Below are 20,799 nucleotides of genomic sequence, written 5' to 3'. Positions count from 1 at the left end.
TCCGCACAAGGCTTTCCGCGAAGCCCTCCGCAAAGTTCTCAGCAAAGCTCTCCGCAAGACTCTCCACGAGACAAGGGTGGTTCTCTGATGGCCGAGCAGTTCGTCGGCTCCGGCTGGGCGTTCCCCCTGCGTATCGGGCCCACCGGCGGCATCGCCCTCGTCAGCGGCGAACGGGAGATCGAGGAGGCCATCCGGCTCGTCCTCGCCACCGCGCCCGGCGAGCGGCCCATGCGCCCCGACTTCGGCTGCGCCATCCACGACCTCGTCTTCGCGCCGGTCAACGAGCAGACGGCGGGCCGCATCCAGCACGAGGTGTACGTCAGCCTCGACCGCTGGGAGCCGCGCATCGAGGTCCACGACGTCGACGTCTCCTCCGGCACCGACCAGAGCGTCCTGTTCATCGACGTCCGCTACTCCATCCGCGGCACCAACAACCCGCGCAGCCTCGTCTTCCCGTTCTACGTCATCCCCTCCCACGACGAGTCCGACGAACCGGGCGACGCGGGCTTCTCCGACGGCCCCGCAGGCCACCCGGGCCACCCCGGCTCTCCCGAAAGCGACCGCTGATGTCCCTGCCCTCCCCCAACCTCGACGACCGCCACTTCCAGCAGTTCGTCGACGACGCCAAGCGCTACATCCAGCAGCGCGCCCCGGAGTGGACCGACCACAACGTCTCCGACCCCGGCGTCACCCTCGTCGAGACGGTCGCCCACATGGCCGACCAGATCGTCTACCGCCTCAACCGGGTCCCGGAGAAGAACCACCTCGCCTTCCTCGACCTGGTCGGCATCACCCTCTTCCCGCCGTCCGCCGCCCGCACGGACGTCACCTTCTGGCTGTCCGCGCCGCAGGAGGAGCCGATCCTCGTCCCGACCGGCACCGAGGTCGCCACCCTGCGCACGGAGCGCGAGGACGCCATCGTCTTCGCCACCGAACGCGACCTCACCGTGGTGCCGTGCGCCCTCGGCCACCTCGTGGTCCAGCAGCGCGGCGAACCCGTCGCCGACCGCACCACGGACCTCGTCGAGGGCAAGGACGTCATGTGCTTCGCCGAGGCCCCGGGCCCCGGCGACTGCATGCTCATCGGTCTCACCGCCGCCGCCCCGCACTGCGCCCTCGCCCTCGAACTCGACAGCCGCGTCGACGGCGTCGGCGTCGACCCCCGCCAGCCGCCGCTGGTCTGGGAGGCCTGGACCGAGGACGGCTGGCAGTCCTGCGAGGTCGACCGCGACGGCACCGGCGGCCTCAACCGCCCCGGGGACATCGTCCTGCACCTCCCCGGCGGCCACGTCCTGTCCCGCAACGGCGGCCACGAGGCCGGCTGGATACGCTGCCGCGTCACTGACCCCCTGCCCGGCCAGCCCTTCTACACCACCTCGCCCACCATCCGCTCCGCCGAGGCGTACACCATCGGCGCCACCACCAGCACCGTCCACGCCGAGACCGTCCTCGACGAAGCCCTCGGCGAGTCCACCGGCCTGCCCGGCCAGCGGCTGCGCCTCACCCACGCCCCCGTCGTCGCCGACGACCCGCCCGTCCTGCTCCAGACCTCCGCGAACGACGGCTGGCAGGACTGGCAGGTCGTCCCGCACTTCGCGGCCTCCCACCCCGACGACCACCACATCACCCTCGACGCCGCCACCGGCGAGATCGCCTTCGGTCCCGCCGTCCGCGAACCCGACGGCACCCTGCGCCAGTACGGCACCGTCGCCCCCAAGGGCGCCGTCATCCGCGCCCGCCGCTACCGCACCGGCGGCGGCCGGGCCGGCAACGTCGCCCGCGGCGCCGTACAGGTGCTGCGCACCTCCATCCCGTACGTCTCCGAGGTCGACAACCGCGAGGCCGCCCGCGGCGGCGTCGACGGCGAGACCGTCGAAGAGGCCAAGCTCCGCGCGCCGATCACCCTCCGCGCCCAGGAACGCGCCGTCACCCTGCGCGACTACGAGGAACTCGCCCGCCGCGCCGCCCCCGAGACCGCCCGCATCACCTGCCTGGAGGGCAAGGAGAGCGAGTACGGGTCCTACGCCGTCCGCGTCCTGGTGGTCCCCCAGGCCGTCCCCGACCCCGGCGGACGTCTCCGCTTCGAACAGCTCGTCCCCGGTGACGCCCTCCTGGACCGCATCACCCGCCACCTCGACGAACGCCGCCTCATCGGCACCCGCCTCGCCGTCGGCCCGCCCTACTACCAGGGCGTCACCGTCGTCGCCACCGTCCACGCCTTCCGCGGCGTCGACACCGACCGCGTACGCCGCCAGGTCCACGACGCCCTCTACCGCCACCTCGACCCGCTCACCGGCGGCACCGACGGCAAGGGCTGGCCCTTCGGCCGCCCCGTGCAGACCGGCGAGCTCTTCGCCGTGCTCCAGCGCGTGCCCGGCGTCGAACTCGTCGACGAGGTCGTCCTGCACCCCGCCGACCCCCTCACCGGCAAGCGCGGCGACCCCACCGACCGCATCGACCTCCAGCCGCCCTCACTGGTCTTCTCCTTCGACCACCGCGTCCGAGTGATCGGAGACGGCGCGTGACGAGCACGGCGTACCGGGGCTCCGTCGACGGACTCGGCTCCTCCCTCCCCATCAGCACCATGCTCCCGGCCGTCTTCGCCGACGACGACCTCGCCCAGCGCTTCGTCGGCGGACTCGACGACGTCATCGCCCCCATCCTGAACGTCCTCGACTGCCTCGACACCTACTTCGACCCCGCCCTCACCCCCGTCGACTTCGCCCAGTGGCTCGGCAGTTGGGTCGGCGCCGAGACCGACGGCACCGAACCCGAGGCCCGGCTGCGCGCCGCCGTGGCCGCCGCCGCCCGCCTGCACCGCGTACGCGGCACCCGACGCGGCCTGTCCGAGGCCGTACGGCTCGCCTTCGGCGTCGACCCCGACATCACCGAGAGCGGCGCCGCCGACTGGAACGCCCGCCCCCTCGGCCGTTTCCCCGGCACACCCCGACCCCACCTCCACGTCGCCCTCCGGCTGCCCGATCCGACCCCGGCCGACACCCATCGTCTGGACACCCTCGTCGCCGCCGCCCGCCCCGCCCACATGCCCTACACGGTCGAAGTGACCGCCTCCGAAAGGACCCCGGAGAGATGACCACGCAGAACTGCGCCGAGTGTGGCACCCGCGCGGAACCGGGCCAGTCCTTCTGCGACGCCTGCGGCTCCGTGCTCCGCTGGGACCAGGCCGGCGCCCGCACCTCGCAGCCCGCGGCCTCCGCGCCCGACCAGGGCCCCGGCTGGGACGCCTTCTCGCGCCCCGGCCCCGGCGGCGCGGGCGTGCCCCCGGCCCGGCACGAACGCCCGGCCACCACCAGCGGTGGATCGGACGACGACACCGCCGAGACACCGCGCGTACCCCACCCACGCCACCCGTCGGACGCCACCGGCCGCGACGACACGGACTGGCCCGCGACCCCGGGCACGCACACCACCGGCCGCCGCGACGCGGACGGGACACCGGGCGCGGCGGGTAGCGCGGGCTCCGCCGGCGCGGCGGGTGCCGCAGCCGGCGCGGGCTACGCCTCGACCGCCGGGACGGCAGGACCCACCGGGCCCGCCGGAACCTCCGCGGCTTCCCGCGCTCCGGGCGCTCCCGGCGCTCCCGGCGCTCCCGGCCTGGACGAAACCGCCCCCACCTCCCCGACGGCGTCCGCCCCGCCCCCGAACGCCCTCACCGACACGATGTCCGACCGCGCCCGTTCCCTCCTCGTCCCCGTCGCGGACCCGGAGGCCCACAGCCCGGCCCCGCCCCCCACCGTCGCCCCCGTCCTGCCCGGCCGCCCCGACGCCGAACGGCCCCAGGTCCGCGCCCCCGGCCACCAGTCGGACATCGCCAACGGCCCGCCGTGCCCCTGGTGTTCCACGCCGAACCGACCCGACCGCCACTACTGCGCGCGCTGTGCGATGCCCCTGGAGCGCACCGGCGAGGACAGCGCCGCGCCCGCCCCCTGGTGGCGCCGCCTCTTCGGCGGCCGACGCAGCGAGACCCCCTGGGCGGGTGACCGCCCCCGCCTGCGCCGCGTCTTCGACCGCATCGGCACCTGGATCACCCTCGTCGTCGTCATCACCCTGGTGGTCCTCGGCTTCGTCTACATCCCCGACGGGGTCCAGGCCACCCGCGACCACTTCGCCAAACGCGCCCCGGTCTCCCCCGACCGGATCACGGCCTCGCGCTCCTTCACCGGGCACAAGCCGGAGCTCCTCATCGACAAGCGGAGCAACACCTGGTGGGGCCCGGGCATCTCGGAGTCCGGCCAGGGCGAGTGGGTCGAGGTGCACTTCACCGAACCGACCCGCCTGCTGGACCTGATCATCACCCCGGGCACCTCCACCAAGGCCGACAAGCTCAACGAATCGGCCCTCCCGCACCGCGTGAAGGCGACGATCACGACGAAGGACGGCAAGACCAAGACCCGCGACATCACCCTGGACCAGGGCGCCGGCGGCCAGCGCCGTCACTTCCGCGTCGGCGAGGTCACCAAGATCCGCTTCACCATCGAGTCGGCCCACGCGGCCTCCGCCCAGAAGCAGGTCGCCATCGCGGAGATCGAGTTCTTCGGCCGCTCCAGCGCCAACAGCACCTGATCCCACCGGAAACACCAACGGCCCCCTGGCTTTCGAAGGCCAGGGGGCCGTTTCGGCTTGAGCCCCCTGTCGGATTCGAACCGACGACCTACGCATTACAAGTGCGTTGCTCTGGCCATCTGAGCTAAGGAGGCACTCGCGCGACGGCGCGCGCGGAGGCTGCTCCACTGTACACAGAGCCGGTGAACGATGGGATTCGAAAATTTCGGCGAAGTTCACAGCCCCATAGGTACTGACAGATCAGGTGAACGCCAGGTACCGTCCTGCCCAGCTTCACCTGTGTGGACTACACCACACCACCTTCCTACAACGGATCGTCCGGCACGTTCCTGCCGGTAGAAGGGGGCCCATTCACCATGGCCACTGTTACGTTCGACAAGGCGACCCGCGTCTACCCGGGTTCCACGAAGCCCGCCGTCGACGGTCTCGACATCGACATCGCGGACGGCGAGTTCCTCGTCCTGGTCGGCCCCTCCGGTTGTGGCAAGTCCACCTCGCTGCGCATGCTCGCCGGGCTCGAGGACGTGAACGGCGGTGCCATCCGCATCGGTGACCGCGACGTCACGCACCTGCCGCCGAAGGACCGGGACATCGCCATGGTGTTCCAGAACTACGCGCTGTACCCGCACATGACGGTCGCCGACAACATGGGCTTCGCGCTCAAGATCGCGGGCGTCAACAAGGCGGAGATCCGGCAGAAGGTCGAGGAGGCCGCGAAGATCCTCGACCTCAGCGAGTACCTGGACCGCAAGCCGAAGGCCCTCTCCGGTGGTCAGCGCCAGCGTGTGGCGATGGGCCGCGCGATCGTGCGTGAGCCGCAGGTGTTCCTCATGGACGAGCCGCTGTCCAACCTGGACGCCAAGCTCCGCGTCTCCACCCGTACGCAGATCGCGTCGCTCCAGCGCCGCCTCGGCATCACCACCGTCTACGTCACCCACGACCAGGTCGAGGCCATGACGATGGGCGACCGTGTGGCGGTCCTGAAGGACGGTCTGCTCCAGCAGGTCGACAGCCCCCGGAACATGTACGACAAGCCCGCGAACCTCTTCGTCGCCGGCTTCATCGGTTCCCCGGCCATGAACCTGGTCGAGGTCCCGATCACCGACGGCGGCGTGAAGTTCGGCAACAGTGTCGTGCCGGTCAGCCGCGAGGCCCTGACGGCCGCCGCCGACCGCGGCGACCGCACGGTCACCGTCGGCGTCCGCCCCGAGCACTTCGACGTGGTGGAGCTGAACGGCGGCGCGACCAAGACCCTGACGAAGGAGTCCGCCGACGCCCCGGCGGGCATGGCGGTCTCCGTGAACGTCGTGGAGGAGACCGGCGCCGACGGCTACATCTACGGCACGGTCGAGGTCGGCGGCGAGAGCAAGGACCTCGTGGTCCGCGTCAGCAGCCGCGCGGTGCCGGAGAAGGGCGCGACGGTGCACGTCGTGCCGCGTCCGGGCGAGGCCCACGTCTTCTCGTCCTCCACGGGCGAGCGCCTCACCGACTGAGAAACCACGCGGCCGGGTGAATTCCACCCGCGTTGACGGAAAGAGCCCCGCGGCCTGCTGCGGGGCTCTTTCCGTTGTCGACAAATACGGCGACACAACGGACGTTTCGAGCGCTGTACGTCAACGCTCTACCCATTTCAGGACCCTTCCCCACCCCCCGAACGGGTGACTAAATGTCGCCAAATCATTACCAGGCGCTACCCTCACTCGCGTGAAGCACTCCGTGAAGCACTCCACCACCCGACAGACGCGACGCGGCCGGGGCCCCGCCCGCCGGATCGGCCGCTCTCTCGCCTTCGTCCTGCCCGTCGTCCTGGTGCTCTCCGGGACTCTCGCGGTCACCCGAGTCAACTGGTCGGGGGATCCCGCGGACTCGGTGCTCGCCGCGTCGGAGGCCTCCTCCTCGAAGGCCTCAACCCGGGCCGCCGCCCGCGCACCGCACGAGGTGCTGCGCGACCGGCTGCTGACCGAGCTGCAGGAGGAGGACCCGGGCGTCGCCCTCACCCACCTCCAGCAGGCCGTGAACGAGCGCCCGTCGCTGGGCGGCCACTGCGCGTCCATCGCCCGCGCCCTCGGCCGCGCCGCGGTCAAGGTCTACGGCCCGACGCGCGCCCAGTCGTACGCGCGCCCGGTCTGCGACACCGCCTTCGCCTCGGGGGTCCTGGCCGCGCACAGCTGAGCCGGCGGACTCAGCGGAGACGGCTGAGGCCGCTGAGACGACCGAGGCGGCTGAGTCCGCCCAGGCGGCCCCTGGACGGCTCAAGGCCCCCGGGAGGCCGGGAGGGCACCGAGCACCCTGTGGGAGCCGCTGGGGCGCCGCGTACAGTTCGGGCATGACCGATCCGAACGCCGCGTCCCGCCGCCCCGTTCAAGCCGTCGTCCTGGCCGGCGGACAGGGTTCCCGGCTGCGTCCCTACACCGACGACCGGCCCAAGCCGATGGTCGAGATCCCGGGCACGGGCACTCCGATCATCGGCCACCAGCTCGCCTGGCTCGCCGAGGAGGGCGTGACGGACGTCGTCGTCTCCTGCGGTCATCTGGCCGAGGTGTTGCAGAAGTGGCTGGAGACCGCCGACCTGCCGCTCTCCGTCACCACCGTCGTCGAGCCGGAGCCGCTGGGCCGCGGCGGCGGCCTCAAGTACGCCGCCGCGCGTCTCCCGCACCCGGACCAGCCCTGGTACGCCACGAACGGTGACATCTGGACCCGTTTCTCGCTGCGCGACCTGGCCGACTTCCACGCCGAGCGGGACGCCGTCGCGACCCTCGCCCTGGCCCGTCCGCGGCTGCCGTGGGGCGCCGTGCAGACGGACGGCTTCGGCCACATCACCGACTTCATCGAGGCACCGCCGTCGACCTTCGAGATCAACGCCGGCGTGTATGTCTTCTCCCCGGAGTTCGCCGCGATGCTCCCGGAACGCGGCGACCACGAACGCACGACGTTCCCCCGCCTGGCCCGCGAACGCCGCCTGGCCGGCTTCCCGATCCCGCAGGGCTCCTACTGGCGCGCGATCGACACCGCGAAGGACCTCACGGAGGCGGCCCGCGAACTGGCAGCCCTGGCCGCCCGCTGAGCGGCCCGGCGGGCTATGGAAACGGCCACTGCCGCCTCATACTTCCCCGGTAGCTCGGCGGCACCCATCTCAGGGGCCGGCCGGCCCGGGCCCGTAATCCACCTTAAAGCCGCCCAGCCCCCCGGCGAGGTGAACCAGCCGGCCACTCTGGGAGTAGGGCCGGGGCGGGTCGACCTCCATGCCCAGCTCAGTCAGGGCGAGGGCGTAGTCGGACTCCTCGAGATGTGATCGCGGAGCATCTGTATGTCTGTCCACTTCAGCTCGCGTCGAACGACCAAATGAGGCCGATTTCGTCATCAGACACCGCGAGGAGACCGAAGTCCCAGGCGTACTGGGACATCGGCCAGCAGCCGGTGACCTTCTCGTAGAAGTCGGGGAGGCCGCCGCCATGACGGGTGTTCGTGAAGAACCGCGAGCCCTCCGGGAAGCGCGACAGGATCACTTGGGCGTGCTCCTCCATACCCAGCCTGCGATCGGCAAAGCCGTACTGCCGCGCTACGTCCATGGCGTCCGTCGCCAGCATGACGAGCAGCCGTACGACGGCGGACCGCGGGATCTCGAACAGTCGGCTGCGCCACTCTGCGGCCCCTGCCTCATCTGCCGGCGGGACCCGGAACGGGAAACCAGGATCCTCCAGCAACTCCGGTTCCCCCACTTCCGGGTCGTCGCCTCGCCACCCCCGAGGGTCCGCGACCTCCCTGCGCATGATCGCGGCCACGTCGGGCAGCCAGTCCTCCCCGGTCCGCAGCCCCACGGCGATGAATGAGTACCGATGGCGATACATCCCGACCGCCACCGACCACATGCCGGCATCTAGAGACACCGGCGGTCCACACATCGGACCGTGGTGGGATTCGCTGTGCATCCGGGGCCTCTCACTTGGGCATCGCACTGAAGACGATGCAGGGCGGGTTCAAGTCCTGTTTGTACAGGAGACGTATCGCGATTCCGTTGGTGTCGCGTACCTCCGAGGACTTGCCGTCGTCGCCCACGGTCGAGCCCCTACCGGTGACCGCATCGCCGACGAGAGGCCCTCGGACGGGGATGGACCCCGTCTTGCTGCGCCACCAGTTGGAGCACCTCTTGGAGCTCGAGCAGTTGCGGAACGTCGAGATCCAAGTGCTGCCGATCAACCGTGCGGTACGCGGTACACGCCGGCATGGGAGGAGAGATCCACGTACTCAAGTTCACTGACGGTACGGCAGTTGGGCGGGCCGAGGGAGACTTCGGCAGCCGTCCTGTCTCGGACTTGAGATCGCGACCACGCTGAGCGCGGTGCACATACGTGACTCCAGGAACCCGGGCGGCCCTCAGTTCGCGCCACCCGGGGTGCGTGGGCGGTGTTCCTGACATACGCGTCGGAGCACTGACGCATCAACCGCGCGTGCCCCGCGCCCGGTTGTCGCCGGAAGCGGGGCACGGGCACGTCGGGCTAGCCCAGGAGGCCGCCCACGAGGCCCCGGCCCGGCTCTCCGGTGGAGGAGCCGGCGCCGCCGCCGTCGCTGCCGGTTCCGGTGCCGCCGGGCGAGCCGCTGCCGCCGCCAGTCGAGCCGCTGCCGCCGGAGGTCGAGCCGCTGCCGCCGGAGGTCGGTCCCGCCGTGGTGCTCGGCGCCCGGTCGGCCGGGGAGGACTGCCGGGGCGGGGCCTGGCCCGTGGTGCCCTGGGTCTGGCTGGGGATACCGCCGCCGGTGGCGGTGCCGCTGTCGCGGGTCGCTCCGGGAGTGGTCGCGGCGCCCGTGGACGGCGTGGCCGAGCCGCTGGTGGCGCCCTGGGAGGGCGAGGCGGAGGCCTCCGGGGTCTTCGGCTTCCGTGTGCCGGAATCCTTCGGGAGCGGGGTGCCGGGCAGTTCGTTGCGCGGGGACTCGCCGGGCCCGGGGACGACCACGCGGTCGGCGTCCCGGACGGCACCGCCGAGCAGCGACCCGACGAGGAGGGTGATACCGGCGACGAGGAAGGTGACGAGGGCGCCGCGGCGCAGGACGTAGCGGCGCAGGTCCCAGATGTCGGCGCGGGGACCGAGGCGGCGCCAGGCACTGCCGGCGAGCCGGCCGTCCACGGAGTAGACGGGGGCGCCGGCGATGATCAGCGGGGACCAGGCGGCGAGGTAGATGATGTCCGGCGCGTCGTAGACGGGGACGCTCTTCCAGCTGACGGTAACGAGGAGCGCCGCGGACAGGCCCGCGCCGATGACGGCGCCGACGCGCTGCCAGCAGCCCAGGACGGTCAGGACGCCCACGATCACCTGGAGGAAGGCGATGACGAGCCCGGCGCCGACGGGGTGGGCGAGGGCGAACTGACGCAGCGGCTCGGCGACGTCCCACGGGTGCAGGGTGTTGAGCCACTTGACCATGGAGCCGCGTTCGCCGCCGTCGAAGTAGACGGGGTCGCAGAGCTTGCCCATGCCGGCGTAGATGGAGATGAAGCCGAGGAAGACGCGCAGCGGCAGCAGCACGACGCCCAGGTTCATGCGGCGGCCGGGGAAGTAGGCGTGCCGTGCCGGGTCGTCGGCGTGGCGCCTGGTGCGCGGCTCGGCCTGGTCCGGCCCGTCGTCGTAGCCGTCGTCGTAGCCGTCGTCGTAACTGTCGTCGTAGCCGTCGTGGCCGGGGGCGGAGCCGAAGTTCTCGCCGGTGTAGGCGGGTTCGTCGTAGGCGCTGCCGACGGGGCGCATGGCGGGCAGCAGCCGGGTGCCCTCGGGGACGGGACGTCGTTGGGCGCCGACGAGGGGGGTTTCGAGTGTCTGGGTGGCGGGGCCGTCGTCGTAGCCGTCGTAGCCCGGGGCGCCGTCGTCGATGCCGCCCCGGTGGATGACCTGGGTGGCTCCGGCGTCGGCGGCCGGGTCCTCGGCGTGGTGGCCGGCTCCGGCCCGCACCGCCTGGAGCAGCCGGTGGGCGCCGGTGTCGTCCGGGTCGGACCGCCCGCTCCAGACGACGGCGCGACGACGGGCGGCGGGCGGCACGGCGGGCCCCGCGGTGCCTGCGAGGGGCATGCGGCCGGTGTCCTGGGTGGCGCTCAGGTGCCGTGCGATCCGCGGGGACTGGGTCCGCCGCGCGGAGGCACCGAACTGCACGCGGAAACTCGCGTGGTTGACGATGACCTGGGCCGGATCGCTCGGCACCTTCACCATGCTCAGCGCGGGAGCGTCGTCGATTCCCGACGAGCGGTCCCCCGTGGGTGTGCGGGGTGTTCTGGTGTCCACACTCATCTAACCGAGTGACGTGTCGTTAGGACACTGCCTTGACCGCCCGGATCTGTCCGGACAGCGTCAAGCTTGTCCGGACCGCCCGGAACACCCCGTGTGGGGGACGGGGTCGAAACCCCGTTCCCCCTTCAGTCCTCAGCCCTCGGCCGTCTGTCGTCAGCCGTCAGCCCTACCGCCGTCAGCCCTACCGCCGTCAGCCGTCAGCTCCGCCGGCGCGCCGCCTCGTACAGCACGATCCCCGCCGCCACACCGGCGTTCAACGACTCGGCCCCACCGGGCATCGGAATCCGCACCCGGTGGTCGCAGGTCTCGCCGACCAGCCGCGACAGGCCCTTGCCCTCGCTGCCGACGACGATGACGACGGGTCCCGCCAGTGCCTCCAGGTCGCCGAGGTCGGCCTCGCCGTCGGCGGTGAGGCCCACGACCGTGACGCCGGCCTTCTGGTAGGACTCCAGCGCCCGCGTGAGGTTGGTGGCGCGGGCCACCGGCGTACGGGCGGCCGTGCCGGCGGACGACTTCCAGGCGCCCGCCGTCATGCCGGCCGCGCGCCGCTCGGGAACGACGACGCCGTGGCCGCCGAAGGCGGAGACGGAGCGGACGACGGCACCGAGGTTGCGCGGGTCGGTCACCCCGTCGAGGGCGACGATCAGCGGGTCCGCGCCCTCGTCGTGGGCGGCGGCGACCAGGTCCTCGGGGTGCGCGTACTCGTACGGCGGGACCTGGAGGACGAGCCCCTGGTGGTTGAGCCCGTTGGTCATCCGGTCGAGCTCGGGACGCGGCGCCTCCATGAGGTTGATGCCGCCGCGCTCGGCCGCGAGCTGGAGCGCCTCGCGCACCCGCTCGTCGTTGTCGATGAACTGCTGGACGTAGAGCGTCGAGGCGGGCACGCCGTCGCGCAGCGCCTCGAAGACGGGGTTGCGGCCGACGACGAGTTCGGACGTCGACCGGCCGCCCCCGCGCCGCTGGGGCGCGCGTCCGGTGGCGCGGCGAGCCTTCGCGTTGGCGGCGCGCTGCTTGGCGTGCCCCTTGCGCATCTCGGCGGGGGGCGTCGGCCCCTTGCCTTCCAGGCCCCGGCGTCGCTTGCCGCCGCTGCCGACCTGCGCGCCCTTCTTGCCGGACATGCGGCGGTTGTTCGCGGCCATGAGTTACCTGTCTCCGCTCTCTACGGGAGTGTGCGTGGTACGTGCGTTTGTATGCAGTGTGCCGCCCGGGAGGCCGGGCGGCACAATCGATCTACGGAAACCCCGGGACCCGCGGCACCTCGGAGCCCCGGGGCCTGCCGGGCCCGGGCTTCGGTGACGGGCGGGGTCAGCGGGAGCCGAGGCTCCAGCGGGGTCCCTGCGGGCCGTCCTCGATGACCAGGCCGGACTGTCCCAGCTGGTCGCGGATGGCGTCCGCGGTGGGCCAGTCCTTACGGGCCCGGGCGGCCTCGCGCTGGTCGAGGACGAGGCGTACGAGGCTGTCGACGACGTGCCGCAGGTCCTCGCCCTGCTCCTGCTCCCCGGCCCACCGCGGGTCCAGCGGGTCGAGGCCCAGCACTCCGAGCATCGCACGGACCTCGGCGAGACGGGCGACCGCGGCCTCCTTGTCGTCGGCGGCCAGTGCGCTGTTGCCCTGCCGGACGGTGGTGTGCACGACGGCGAGGGCCCCCGGGACGCCCAGGTCGTCGTCCATCGCCTCGGCGAAGGCGGGCGGCACGTCGGCGGCGGGCTCGACGGCGTGGCCGGCCAGCTCGGTGACGCGCTGCACGAAGCCCTCGATCCGCGCGTACGCCGACTCGGCCTCGCGCAGGGACTCCTCGCCGTACTCGATGGTGGAGCGGTAGTGCGGGGTGCCGAGGTAGTACCGCAGCACGACCGGGCGCCACTGCTTGACCATCTCGCTCACGAGCACGCTGTTGCCGAGCGACTTGGACATCTTCTCGCCGCTCATGGTGACCCAGGCGTTGTGCACCCAGTACCGGGCGAAGGCGTCGCCGAAGCCCTTGGCCTGGGCGATCTCGTTCTCGTGGTGCGGGAAGATCAGGTCGATGCCGCCGCCGTGGATGTCGAACTCGCTGCCCAGGTACTTGTGCGCCATGGCGGAGCACTCCAGGTGCCAGCCGGGCCGGCCTCGGCCCCACGGCGTCTCCCAGCTGGGCTCGCCCGGCTTGGCCGCCTTCCACATCGCGAAGTCCCGCGGGTCCCGCTTGCCGGTCTCGCCCTCTCCCGCGGGCTGGCGCAGCTCGTCGAGGTCCTGGTTGGACAGGGACAGGTACCCGGGCAGGGACCGTACGTCGAAGTAGACGCTGCCGTCGGCCTCGTAGGCGTGCCCGCGCTCGATGAGGCCGCGCATCATCTCGACCATCTCGGTGATGTGGCCGGTGGCGCGGGGCTCGTAGGTGGGCGGCAGGCAGCCGAGGGCGTCGTAGGCGTCGTTGAACGCGCGCTCGTTGTCGTACCCGATGGACCACCAGGGGCGGTTCTGCTCGGCCGCCTTTCGGATGATCTTGTCGTCGATGTCGGTGACGTTGCGGATGAAGGTGACGTCGTAGCCGCGGTACGCGAACCAGCGGCGCATGATGTCGAAGTTCAGCCCGGACCGGATGTGCCCGATGTGCGGGGCGGCCTGCACGGTGGCACCGCACAGGTAGATCGAGACGCAGCCCGGCGTGAGGGGGGCGAAGTCACGGATCTGCCGGGCGCTGGTGTCGTACAGGCGAATAGTCACGGGTCCAGGGTAGTAGGCGCGGGGCAGTGCCAGGGGCGTACCTGCCCGCCGGCGACCCGACCGAGCCGGTGGCGGTGGCGGTGGGGCGAGGCCGGCTTCCTGCCCGACCGGGTCGGGTGGTGGGTGGCCCCCGGCCGGGCGGGGTCCACGGAGCGGCGCGGGGGCGGGGTCCACCGGCGCGTCCGGCGCCGGCACCACCACGAACCCGGCCGCCCAGGACACCCCCCGCTCACCAGCCGCTCACCCCACCCGCACCACCAGCGCCGTGGCCACCGCCATCAGCCCCTCGCCCCGCCCGGGGAACCCGAGACCGTCCGTCGTCGCCCCCGACACCGACACCGGCGCTCCCACCACCGCGGACAACACGCTCTGCGCTTCCTCGCGCCGCTTGCCGATCTTCGGCCGCGGCCCGACCACCTGCACCGCGACGTTCCCGATCCGGAACCCCGCCGCCCGCACGATCCGCGCGGCCTCCGTCAGCAGCGTGATCCCCGACGCCCCGGACCATTCGGGCCGCCCGGTGCCGAAGTGCTGCCCGAGGTCCCCGACGCCCGCCGCGGAGAACAACGCGTTGCACGCCGCGTGCGCGACGACGTCCGCGTCGGAGTGCCCGGCCAGCCCGGCCCCCTCGCCCTCCCACTTCAGCCCGGCGCACCACAGCTCGCGCCCGTCCTCGAAGGCGTGGATGTCGGTACCGATGCCGACCTGCGGCAGCGGGGGGAGAGCGTCCGTCTCGAAGCCCTCAGAACCCATCGTTCAGCCTCCTGCGCGCCAGGACCGCCTCCGCGAGCACCAGGTCGAGAGGCCGCGTCACCTTGAACGCCTCCTCGTGCCCCGGCACGACGACCACCGTCCGTCCGAGCCGCTCGACCATGCTCGCGTCGTCGGTGACCTCACCGCTCACCGTCTCGTGGGCGCGCACCAGCGTGCCCCGGTCGAACCCCTGCGGTGTCTGCACCGCGCGCAACCGTGCCCGCTCCGGCGTCGCCACCACCGGCTCCGGCTCCCCCGGAACGGCGGCGGGCTCGACCTGCTTGACCGTGTCGGAGAGCGGCAGCGCCGGCACGACGGCGGACGCGCCCTCCCGCACGGTCTCGATCACGGCGTCCACCGTGTCCACGGGCACCAGCGGCCGGGCCGCGTCGTGCACGAGGACGATGTCGTACTCGGGCGGCAGCGCGTCCAGGCCGAGCCGTACGGACTCCTGCCGCGACTCGCCGCCGGGCACGACGAGGAAGTCGGTGCTCCCCCAGCTACCGCTGGGGGCACCCCCAGGCAGTGCGTGCGCGTCGAGCAGGCTCTTGACCTCGGCGGCCCCGTCGGGCGGGGCGACGACGACGACGAGGGAGACCGCGCGGGAGGCTGCCATGGCACGGACCGCGTGGATGAGCATGGGCGTGCCGCCCAGCGCGCGGAGGGCTTTCGGGGCGCCCGGGCCCAGTCGTACGCCTCGGCCGGCGGCCGGAATCACGACCGCGGTCCTGGTGTTCGTACGGGTGTCGGCAGAGGTCTCCGCGGGCGGTGCCGCGGGCGAGGGACGCGATTCGTCAGACATCGGTTCCTGTCAGGTTTGTGTGCTCGACCTAGTTGGGTATGGCCTCACCGTGCCGGGCGCGACGCCTTGACCGGACCCTTCCGTGACCCTGGTCGAGCCAGCAGTCCGGGCCCGGCACGCCAGGACCGGGGAGACCGGGAAAAAGTCTCCCGGGATAAGCGTCCGAAGACGAAATCAGAGGACGCCCGGGCACGCCCGAATCCGGGTACGAACATGCCGCAGCGCCCGGCGACAGCAAAGATGTCATCGGGCACCACGGCATTTCAGTGCGCAGAACCGCGCGGGCAGCGGTCCGCGCCTCGCCTCAGGAGGCGAGCACCTCGTCGAGCAGGGCCTCCGCCTTGTCCTCGTTGGTGTTCTCCGCGAGAGCGAGCTCGCTCACCAGGATCTGGCGGGCCTTGGCGAGCATGCGCTTCTCACCTGCGGAGAGTCCGCGCTCGCGCTCACGGCGCCACAGATCGCGTACGACTTCCGCGACCTTGATGACGTCGCCGGAGGCGAGCTTCTCCAGGTTTGCCTTGTAACGACGCGACCAGTTCGTGGGCTCCTCGGCATACGGCGCGCGCAGCACTTCGAAGACCCGGTCCAGCCCGTCCTGACCGACCACATCACGCACGCCGACGAACTCCGCATTGTCCGCTGGCACACGTACCGTCAGGTCACCCTGGGCGACCTTCAGCACCAAGTAGGTCTTGTCCACGCCTTTGATCTGGCGAGTTTCGATAGCCTCGATCAGCGCGGCCCCGTGATGGGGATAGACCACGGTGTCGCCAACCTTGAACGTCATGTGACAGGTACCCCTTCCGTGGCTATCCAGGGTAACACGGAAACGGCGTCTTCTGAATGGCGTTTTCGCAGGTCAGGGCATATCTCGGGGCTTGACAACAGCAACAGGAACGTGCTGCGCCGGGCGAGCGGAAGAAAGTATTCGCAGGTCGGAGCGGCTCTTCAGGTCGGGCGAAACACGCACGCCACACACATCCGGAGACCCGCCCACCTGACCGTTTGGTCCCGTATGTCTGGTTCCAGGCGTGCGACTTCCGCTACTCCGTTCGGTGACCGGTGCGGGGTTCCGGACGAATCCGGAATTGATCACGAGGTGCCCCCGGCCGGTCCCCCGATGATCAATTTCCTGGCCGTCCGCGCATTCCTTCACGGAAAATTCGCGCGCCGATCGACGACCCGTATGACGGGGGCCCTCTTATATGAATGGCGGACGGCCGGCGGCGGCAAAGCGACTCGGGAAGATCGCCGGGAACGGCCCCCGGACCTACCGCCTGCCGAGCGAAGCCGAGCGACTTGGGGGAGGGTCGGGTGCGGCGGCCCGTGAACGGCTCGGTAGCCTAAGGCCCGCTGACAGTCACTTAGGGCGGCTTTATCCGTTGCCGCCACCCCGCTCGAGTCCAAGGAGTTGCCGCCGCCGTGAGCAGCAGCCTTCGACGCGGTGCCCTCGCCGCCGCCGCCATCGCGTTCTCGATCGCCTCGCTCGCCGCGTGCGGTGCCGGTCACAACGCCCAGACGCTGGAGATCAAGCCGGACAACGCTGCGACGACCGTCGGTGACATCCAGATCCAGAACGCGATCGTCATCACGCAGCCCGACCCGGAGTCGACCGGCCCGGCCGCCGTCTCCGCCACCCTGTTCAACAACGGCCGCACGGACCAGACCCTCGAGTCCGTCACCGTGGACGGCGCCGGCAAGTCCGTCGAGCTGAAGCCCGCCAAGGGCGAGAAGGGCGACGGCGACGGCCTCGTCGTCCCGGCCGGCGGCTCCCTGATCCTCGGCGGCGAGGGCAACGCCTCCGCCGTCCTGACCGACAGCCGCGAGGCCCTGAGGGACGGCGACGCCCAGAAGGTCACCTTCGCCCTCAGCAAGACCGGCGACGTGAGCCTGGAGGCGTTCGTCGTCCCCGCCGAGAGCTACTTCTCGAAGTGGGGCCCGAGCGACGTCCCGGCCGCGCCCGGCGCGTCGGCGCAGCCGTCGCAGGAGACCTCCGGGGAACCCGCCGACGGCGAGACCCCGGGCGCCCCGTCCGGCGACGCCTCGGCTCCCGGGACCGACGGTGCCACCGGCACCGAGACCGGCGCCGAGACCGGTTCCGAGACGGACTCCGCCCCGCAGGACGCGCAGGACGCTCCGGACGCCGTGGACTCGCAGGAGGGCACGGCCGGCCACTGAGCCCCGTATCGCCGCACACACCGCACGAAGGGCGGGACCTCCAGGAGAGGTCCCGCCCTTCGTCGTACGCCCTGACGCGCCACAGGAGGCGACACAGGCACGGCACGGCACACACGCGACACAGGCACGGCACAGACGCCGCGCCGGCCGCGCCGGGCGCTCTACGGCTCGAACTTGTAGCCGAGCCCCCGCACCGTCACCAGGTACCGCGGCGCGCCCGGGTCGGGCTCGATCTTGGCGCGCAGCCGCTTGACGTGGACGTCGAGGGTCTTGGTGTCACCGACGTAGTCGGCGCCCCAGACCCGGTCGATCAGCTGCATGCGGGTCAGCACGCGGCCGGCGTTGCGCAGCAGCATCTCCAGCAGGTCGAACTCCTTCAGCGGCAGGTCGACCTTGGTGCCGCCCACGGTCACGACGTGCCGGTCGACGTCCATGCGGACGGGCCCGGCCTCCAGCGCGGCGGGGGCGACCTCCTCCGGCTCGCCGCGGCGGCGCAGTACGGCACGGATGCGGGCGACCAGCTCACGGGAGGAGAAGGGCTTGGTGACGTAGTCGTCGGCCCCTATCTCCAACCCGACGACCTTGTCGATCTCGCTGTCCTTGGCCGTCACCATGATCACGGGGACGTTCGAGCGGCCGCGCAACTGGCGGCACACCTCGGTGCCCGGCAGGCCGGGCAGCATCAGGTCGAGGAGGACGAGGTCGGCGCCGTTGCGCTCGAACTCGTCGAGTCCGTCGGGCCCTGTGGTCGCCACGGCGACCTCGAAGCCCTCCTTGCGGAGCATGTACGACAGGACGTCGGAGAAGGACTCCTCGTCCTCGACGACGAGCACACGGGTCACGGAAGGACCTCCGGGGCGGGAAACGTTCGGTACGGGGAAGTGTGGGGGGAATGCGGGGTGGACCGCCCGTTGTCGGCGATTTCTCCGTGTTCCACGTGTCCCAGGTCCATCTGGTCCGTCCGGTCCATCTGGTCCATCTGGTCCGTCCGGTCGGCCTGGTCCACACGGTTCTCGTGGTCGTCGTGGTCCTCGTGGGCGGCCCGGCGCGGTGCGCGGTCGCGGGCGGCGTTGCCCGACTCCGGCAGTCGCAGGGTGAAAGTGGAGCCCTGGCCTTCGGCGCTCCACACCGTGACCTCCCCGCCGTGCGAGGCGACCACGTGCTTGACGATCGCGAGACCCAGACCGGTGCCTCCGGTGGCCCGCGAGCGGGCCGGGTCGACGCGGTAGAAGCGCTCGAAGACGCGCTCCTTGTCCTTGTCGGAGATGCCTATGCCCTGGTCGGTCACGGCGATCTCGATCAGGTCGCCGCCGGCGGTGCCGACCCGTCGGGCCGCTATGCCGACGCGGGTGCGGGCGGGCGAGTAGTTGACGGCGTTCTCGACGAGGTTGCCGAGGGCGGCGGCGAGCTGGCCGCGGTTTCCGCGTACGTGCAGATCCGCCGTTCCTCCGGCGGCCATGGTGATCTGCTTGGTGCCGGCAGCGTGCCGGCAGCGGTCGATGGCCTCGGCGACGAGTTCGTCCACGCGGACGGGTTCGGCGTCGTCGAGGGGCTGGTCGTTCTGGACCCGGGAGAGGTCGATGAGCTCCTGCACCAGGTTGGTGAGCCGGGTGGCCTCGATCTGCATGCGCCCGGCGAACCGCTCGACGGCCTCCTGGTCGTCCGAGGCGTCCAGCACGGCCTCGGAGAGCAGCGAGAGCGCGCCCACCGGTGTCTTCAGCTCGTGGCTCACGTTGGCGACGAAGTCGCGCCGTACGGCCTCGATGCGGCGGGCCTCGGTGAGGTCCTCGACCAGCAGCAGTACGAGCCGTGATCCGAGGGGCGCGACGCGCGCGGAGACGGCGAGCGCCTCCCCGCGGCCGTTCCCCCGCCTGGGCAGGTCCAGCTCGACCTGCCTTATCTCCCCGTCCCGCCGGGTGTCCCGGGCCATCTGCAGCATGGGCTCGACGGCGAGCTTGCCGCCCCGGACCAGACCCAGGGCGTACGCCGCCGAGCTGGCCTTGACCACCGCGTCGGCCTCGTCGAGGACGACCGCGGAGGAACGGAGCACCGACAGGACGGTGTCCACACCGGGCGGGAGCACCGGGTCGGTGTGCAGCGAGGTGCGAGTGGGGCGGCGCTGGTCGCGCTCGCTCCAGCGGAACGCCAGCACGGCGATGACGCCGGTGAGCACTCCGGCGATCGCTGCCACTGCGGCGACCGCCGCGTTCACGTCCATGCGTCCAGGTTAGGCATGGCGAACGGCCTCGCCCCAGCCATCGGGCTGCGACCTCGAACACTCGTCGCCCAGAGTTCACCTTGGAGCCAGGGATGGTTCATTTGTGGTGCCGGAAACGGACGCGTACAGGCCGGAACGTGTAAGCGTGGGGGCACGGCGAGGGGTTGCGAGCCGGTGCGAGCCAGTGCGAGCCCCCTAAATGGACGTACGAGAGGGAACCCTTATGCGGGACGCGTACCACGAGGAACTGGATTCGATCGGCGACGGTCTGGTGGAGATGGCCCGGCTGGTCGGGTCGGCCATCGGACGCGCCACGACCGCGATCCTCGACTCGGACCTGAAGCTGGCCGAGAACGTGATCGAGGGCGACCAGAAGGTCGACGAGCTCCACCACGAGCTGGAGGCCAGGGCGATAGCCCTGCTCGCGCGGCAGCAGCCGGTGGCGACGGACCTGCGCATCGTCGTCACCTCACTGCGGATGTCGGCCGACCTGGAGCGCTCGGGCGACCTGGCCCAGCACGTGGCCAAGCTGGCCCGGCTGCGCTACCCGGAGCGCGCGGTCCCGAGCGACCTGCACGCGACCATCCTGGAGATGGGCCAGCTCGCTCAGCGCCTGATGGCGAAGGCGGCCGAGGTGATCATCACCAAGGACGTCGACCTGGCCCTCCAGCTGGAGCAGGACGACGACGCGATGGACCTCCTCCACCGCACCCTCTTCCAGCACCTGATGGACGACCGCTGGAAGCACGGCATCGAGACGGCCGTGGACGTCACCCTCCTCGGCCGCTACTACGAGCGCTACGCCGACCACGCCGTCTCGGTCGCCAAGCGCGTGGTCTACCTGGTCACCGGCGAGCACGTGAGCGACCTCCCGGCGGACATCCAGCCGCCGACGCAGGTCGACGGGGCCTGACGCGGGGCCGGCGGCAGCGGGCCGGCCGGGGGCGCGCGTGCTCGCCCCAATGCGCCGTTGATGCCACCGTCCCCCGGGGCGTGCAATGGGTCCAGGCACCAGCCTCAAGGAGGAACCATGGCCGATTCCCCCGGCACCAGCCCCGACCCCGCACAGGAACGCCCCACCGAACAGCCGCCCGAGATCCGCTGCCTGCCCCTGGTCGCCGCGTGTGGCTGCGGCTCGGGGTGCGGCTGCGGCTGCCAGTCGGGCAGCCCCTGCCAGTGCGGCTGACGCGACATCGGTAGCAGTCGCGACATCGGTAGCAGTCGCGACATCGGTAGCGACATCGGTAGCGGTAGCCAGCCGTACGGCGGCCGGGTTCGCCCCGGCCGCCGTA

19 protein-coding genes, 1 tRNA gene and 1 pseudogene are annotated in these 20,799 nt (G+C 71.7%); 11 read left to right on the top strand and 10 right to left on the bottom strand.

Annotation, left to right across the window (positions count from 1 at the left end):
• Positions 1-87: 87 nt before the first annotated feature.
• The 4 genes from QC283_RS24835 to QC283_RS24820 are packed head-to-tail and all read left to right on the top strand — an operon-like array spanning position 88 to position 4,584.
• A complete protein-coding gene (locus QC283_RS24835) occupies positions 88-567 on the top strand; it encodes a GPW/gp25 family protein (RefSeq protein WP_279563878.1) in 480 nt (159 codons plus the stop codon).
• Positions 567-2,525 carry a putative baseplate assembly protein gene (locus QC283_RS24830; RefSeq protein ID WP_279563877.1) on the top strand — a complete coding sequence of 653 codons (1,959 nt, stop codon included), beginning with the start codon at positions 567-569 and terminating at the stop codon, positions 2,523-2,525. The genes QC283_RS24835 and QC283_RS24830 overlap by 1 nt, the downstream gene beginning before the upstream one ends.
• A gap of 59 nt (positions 2,526-2,584) precedes the next feature.
• Positions 2,585-3,094 (top strand): phage tail protein, encoded by a 510-nt coding sequence (locus QC283_RS24825; RefSeq protein WP_279563955.1) that lies wholly within the window; start codon positions 2,585-2,587, stop codon positions 3,092-3,094.
• Positions 3,091-4,584 (top strand): NADase-type glycan-binding domain-containing protein, encoded by a 1,494-nt coding sequence (locus QC283_RS24820; protein ID WP_279563876.1) that lies wholly within the window; start codon positions 3,091-3,093, stop codon positions 4,582-4,584. Before QC283_RS24825 ends, QC283_RS24820 begins: the two co-directional genes overlap by 4 nt.
• Before the next feature lie 60 nt (positions 4,585-4,644).
• On the opposite strand, the gene QC283_RS24815 is transcribed toward QC283_RS24820, so the two are convergent.
• Positions 4,645-4,718, bottom strand: a tRNA-Thr gene (locus tag QC283_RS24815).
• Between the two features lie 222 nt (positions 4,719-4,940).
• On the opposite strand from QC283_RS24815, the gene msiK reads away from it, so the two are divergent.
• From msiK to QC283_RS24800, 3 genes are all read left to right on the top strand, one after another.
• The gene (gene msiK, locus QC283_RS24810; RefSeq protein ID WP_279563875.1) at positions 4,941-6,077 is read left to right on the top strand and encodes a diacetylchitobiose ABC transporter ATP-binding protein MsiK; all 1,137 of its coding nucleotides are present in this window, start codon (positions 4,941-4,943) and stop codon (positions 6,075-6,077) included.
• Positions 6,078-6,300: 223 nt separating this feature from the next.
• Positions 6,301-6,756, top strand: a complete 456-nt coding sequence (locus tag QC283_RS24805; protein ID WP_279563954.1) for a hypothetical protein — start codon at positions 6,301-6,303, stop codon at positions 6,754-6,756.
• Between the two features lie 154 nt (positions 6,757-6,910).
• A complete protein-coding gene (locus QC283_RS24800; protein WP_279563874.1) occupies positions 6,911-7,648 on the top strand; it encodes a nucleotidyltransferase family protein in 738 nt (245 codons plus the stop codon).
• A 256-nt stretch (positions 7,649-7,904) separates the two neighbouring features.
• Here QC283_RS24800 and QC283_RS24795 read toward each other — a convergent pair whose 3' ends face one another.
• Positions 7,905-8,513 (bottom strand): hypothetical protein, encoded by a 609-nt coding sequence (locus QC283_RS24795; protein WP_279563873.1) that lies wholly within the window; start codon positions 8,511-8,513, stop codon positions 7,905-7,907.
• A gap of 188 nt (positions 8,514-8,701) precedes the next feature.
• On the opposite strand from QC283_RS24795, the pseudogene QC283_RS24790 reads away from it, so the two are divergent.
• A pseudogene (locus tag QC283_RS24790) lies at positions 8,702-8,897 on the top strand (Scr1 family TA system antitoxin-like transcriptional regulator); the annotation flags it as partial.
• Positions 8,898-9,080: 183 nt separating this feature from the next.
• Here the strand turns inward: QC283_RS24790 and QC283_RS24785 are convergent.
• From QC283_RS24785 to QC283_RS24760, 6 genes are all read right to left on the bottom strand, one after another.
• On the bottom strand, positions 9,081-10,850 hold the full coding sequence (locus QC283_RS24785; RefSeq protein WP_279563872.1) for a DoxX family membrane protein: 1,770 nt from the start codon (positions 10,848-10,850) through the stop codon (positions 9,081-9,083).
• 197 nt (positions 10,851-11,047) lie between these two features.
• Positions 11,048-11,989, bottom strand: a complete 942-nt coding sequence (rlmB, locus tag QC283_RS24780) for a 23S rRNA (guanosine(2251)-2'-O)-methyltransferase RlmB (RefSeq protein WP_279563871.1) — start codon at positions 11,987-11,989, stop codon at positions 11,048-11,050.
• A 166-nt stretch (positions 11,990-12,155) separates the two neighbouring features.
• Positions 12,156-13,556: a cysteine--tRNA ligase gene (gene cysS, locus QC283_RS24775; RefSeq protein ID WP_279563870.1), complete on the bottom strand. Its 1,401-nt coding sequence runs from the start codon at positions 13,554-13,556 to the stop codon at positions 12,156-12,158.
• Between the two features lie 240 nt (positions 13,557-13,796).
• Entirely contained in the window at positions 13,797-14,309 is a 513-nt protein-coding gene (gene ispF, locus QC283_RS24770; RefSeq protein WP_279563869.1) for a 2-C-methyl-D-erythritol 2,4-cyclodiphosphate synthase, read from the bottom strand.
• On the bottom strand, positions 14,299-15,111 hold the full coding sequence (gene ispD / locus QC283_RS24765; RefSeq protein WP_279563868.1) for a 2-C-methyl-D-erythritol 4-phosphate cytidylyltransferase: 813 nt from the start codon (positions 15,109-15,111) through the stop codon (positions 14,299-14,301). The genes ispF and ispD overlap by 11 nt, the downstream gene beginning before the upstream one ends.
• Positions 15,112-15,415: 304 nt before the next feature.
• Entirely contained in the window at positions 15,416-15,898 is a 483-nt protein-coding gene (locus QC283_RS24760) for a CarD family transcriptional regulator (RefSeq protein WP_003953493.1), read from the bottom strand.
• A 635-nt stretch (positions 15,899-16,533) separates the two neighbouring features.
• Between QC283_RS24760 and QC283_RS24755 the strand changes: the two genes are divergently transcribed.
• Complete coding sequence (locus QC283_RS24755) at positions 16,534-17,289, top strand: copper chaperone PCu(A)C (RefSeq protein ID WP_279563867.1); 756 nt, start codon at positions 16,534-16,536, stop codon at positions 17,287-17,289.
• A gap of 161 nt (positions 17,290-17,450) precedes the next feature.
• On the opposite strand, the gene QC283_RS24750 is transcribed toward QC283_RS24755, so the two are convergent.
• Together QC283_RS24750 and QC283_RS24745 are read right to left on the bottom strand one after the other, a co-directional pair.
• The gene (locus QC283_RS24750; protein ID WP_043381903.1) at positions 17,451-18,131 is read right to left on the bottom strand and encodes a response regulator transcription factor; all 681 of its coding nucleotides are present in this window, start codon (positions 18,129-18,131) and stop codon (positions 17,451-17,453) included.
• Complete coding sequence (locus tag QC283_RS24745) at positions 18,128-19,507, bottom strand: sensor histidine kinase (protein ID WP_279563866.1); 1,380 nt, start codon at positions 19,505-19,507, stop codon at positions 18,128-18,130. The genes QC283_RS24750 and QC283_RS24745 overlap by 4 nt, the downstream gene beginning before the upstream one ends.
• Before the next feature lie 223 nt (positions 19,508-19,730).
• Between QC283_RS24745 and phoU the strand changes: the two genes are divergently transcribed.
• Together phoU and QC283_RS24735 are read left to right on the top strand one after the other, a co-directional pair.
• Positions 19,731-20,420: a phosphate signaling complex protein PhoU gene (gene phoU, locus QC283_RS24740; protein WP_279563865.1), complete on the top strand. Its 690-nt coding sequence runs from the start codon at positions 19,731-19,733 to the stop codon at positions 20,418-20,420.
• A gap of 117 nt (positions 20,421-20,537) precedes the next feature.
• Positions 20,538-20,693, top strand: coding sequence for a hypothetical protein (locus QC283_RS24735; RefSeq protein WP_279563864.1), 156 nt, complete (start codon positions 20,538-20,540; stop codon positions 20,691-20,693).
• Positions 20,694-20,799: the final 106 nt, after the last annotated feature.

Source organism: Streptomyces sp. DH41 (genome assembly GCF_029813785.1).
Taxonomy (GTDB): domain Bacteria; phylum Actinomycetota; class Actinomycetes; order Streptomycetales; family Streptomycetaceae; genus Streptomyces.
This window is presented reverse-complemented; position numbering and strand designations above follow the sequence as displayed.

Coding starts and splice junctions, on each gene's coding strand:
- QC283_RS24745 (WP_279563866.1), bottom strand. CDS start 19,507: ATGGACGTGAACGCGGCGGTCGCCGCAGTGGCAGCGATCGCCGGAGTG.
- QC283_RS24835 (WP_279563878.1), top strand. CDS start 88: ATGGCCGAGCAGTTCGTCGGCTCCGGCTGGGCGTTCCCCCTGCGTATC.
- ispD (WP_279563868.1), bottom strand. CDS start 15,111: ATGTCTGACGAATCGCGTCCCTCGCCCGCGGCACCGCCCGCGGAGACC.
- QC283_RS24830 (WP_279563877.1), top strand. CDS start 567: ATGTCCCTGCCCTCCCCCAACCTCGACGACCGCCACTTCCAGCAGTTC.
- rlmB (WP_279563871.1), bottom strand. CDS start 11,989: ATGGCCGCGAACAACCGCCGCATGTCCGGCAAGAAGGGCGCGCAGGTC.
- QC283_RS24735 (WP_279563864.1), top strand. CDS start 20,538: ATGGCCGATTCCCCCGGCACCAGCCCCGACCCCGCACAGGAACGCCCC.
- QC283_RS24785 (WP_279563872.1), bottom strand. CDS start 10,850: ATGAGTGTGGACACCAGAACACCCCGCACACCCACGGGGGACCGCTCG.
- ispF (WP_279563869.1), bottom strand. CDS start 14,309: ATGGGTTCTGAGGGCTTCGAGACGGACGCTCTCCCCCCGCTGCCGCAG.
- QC283_RS24760 (WP_003953493.1), bottom strand. CDS start 15,898: ATGACGTTCAAGGTTGGCGACACCGTGGTCTATCCCCATCACGGGGCC.
- QC283_RS24800 (WP_279563874.1), top strand. CDS start 6,911: ATGACCGATCCGAACGCCGCGTCCCGCCGCCCCGTTCAAGCCGTCGTC.
- QC283_RS24825 (WP_279563955.1), top strand. CDS start 2,585: ATGCTCCCGGCCGTCTTCGCCGACGACGACCTCGCCCAGCGCTTCGTC.
- phoU (WP_279563865.1), top strand. CDS start 19,731: ATGCGGGACGCGTACCACGAGGAACTGGATTCGATCGGCGACGGTCTG.
- msiK (WP_279563875.1), top strand. CDS start 4,941: ATGGCCACTGTTACGTTCGACAAGGCGACCCGCGTCTACCCGGGTTCC.
- QC283_RS24795 (WP_279563873.1), bottom strand. CDS start 8,513: ATGCACAGCGAATCCCACCACGGTCCGATGTGTGGACCGCCGGTGTCT.
- QC283_RS24820 (WP_279563876.1), top strand. CDS start 3,091: ATGACCACGCAGAACTGCGCCGAGTGTGGCACCCGCGCGGAACCGGGC.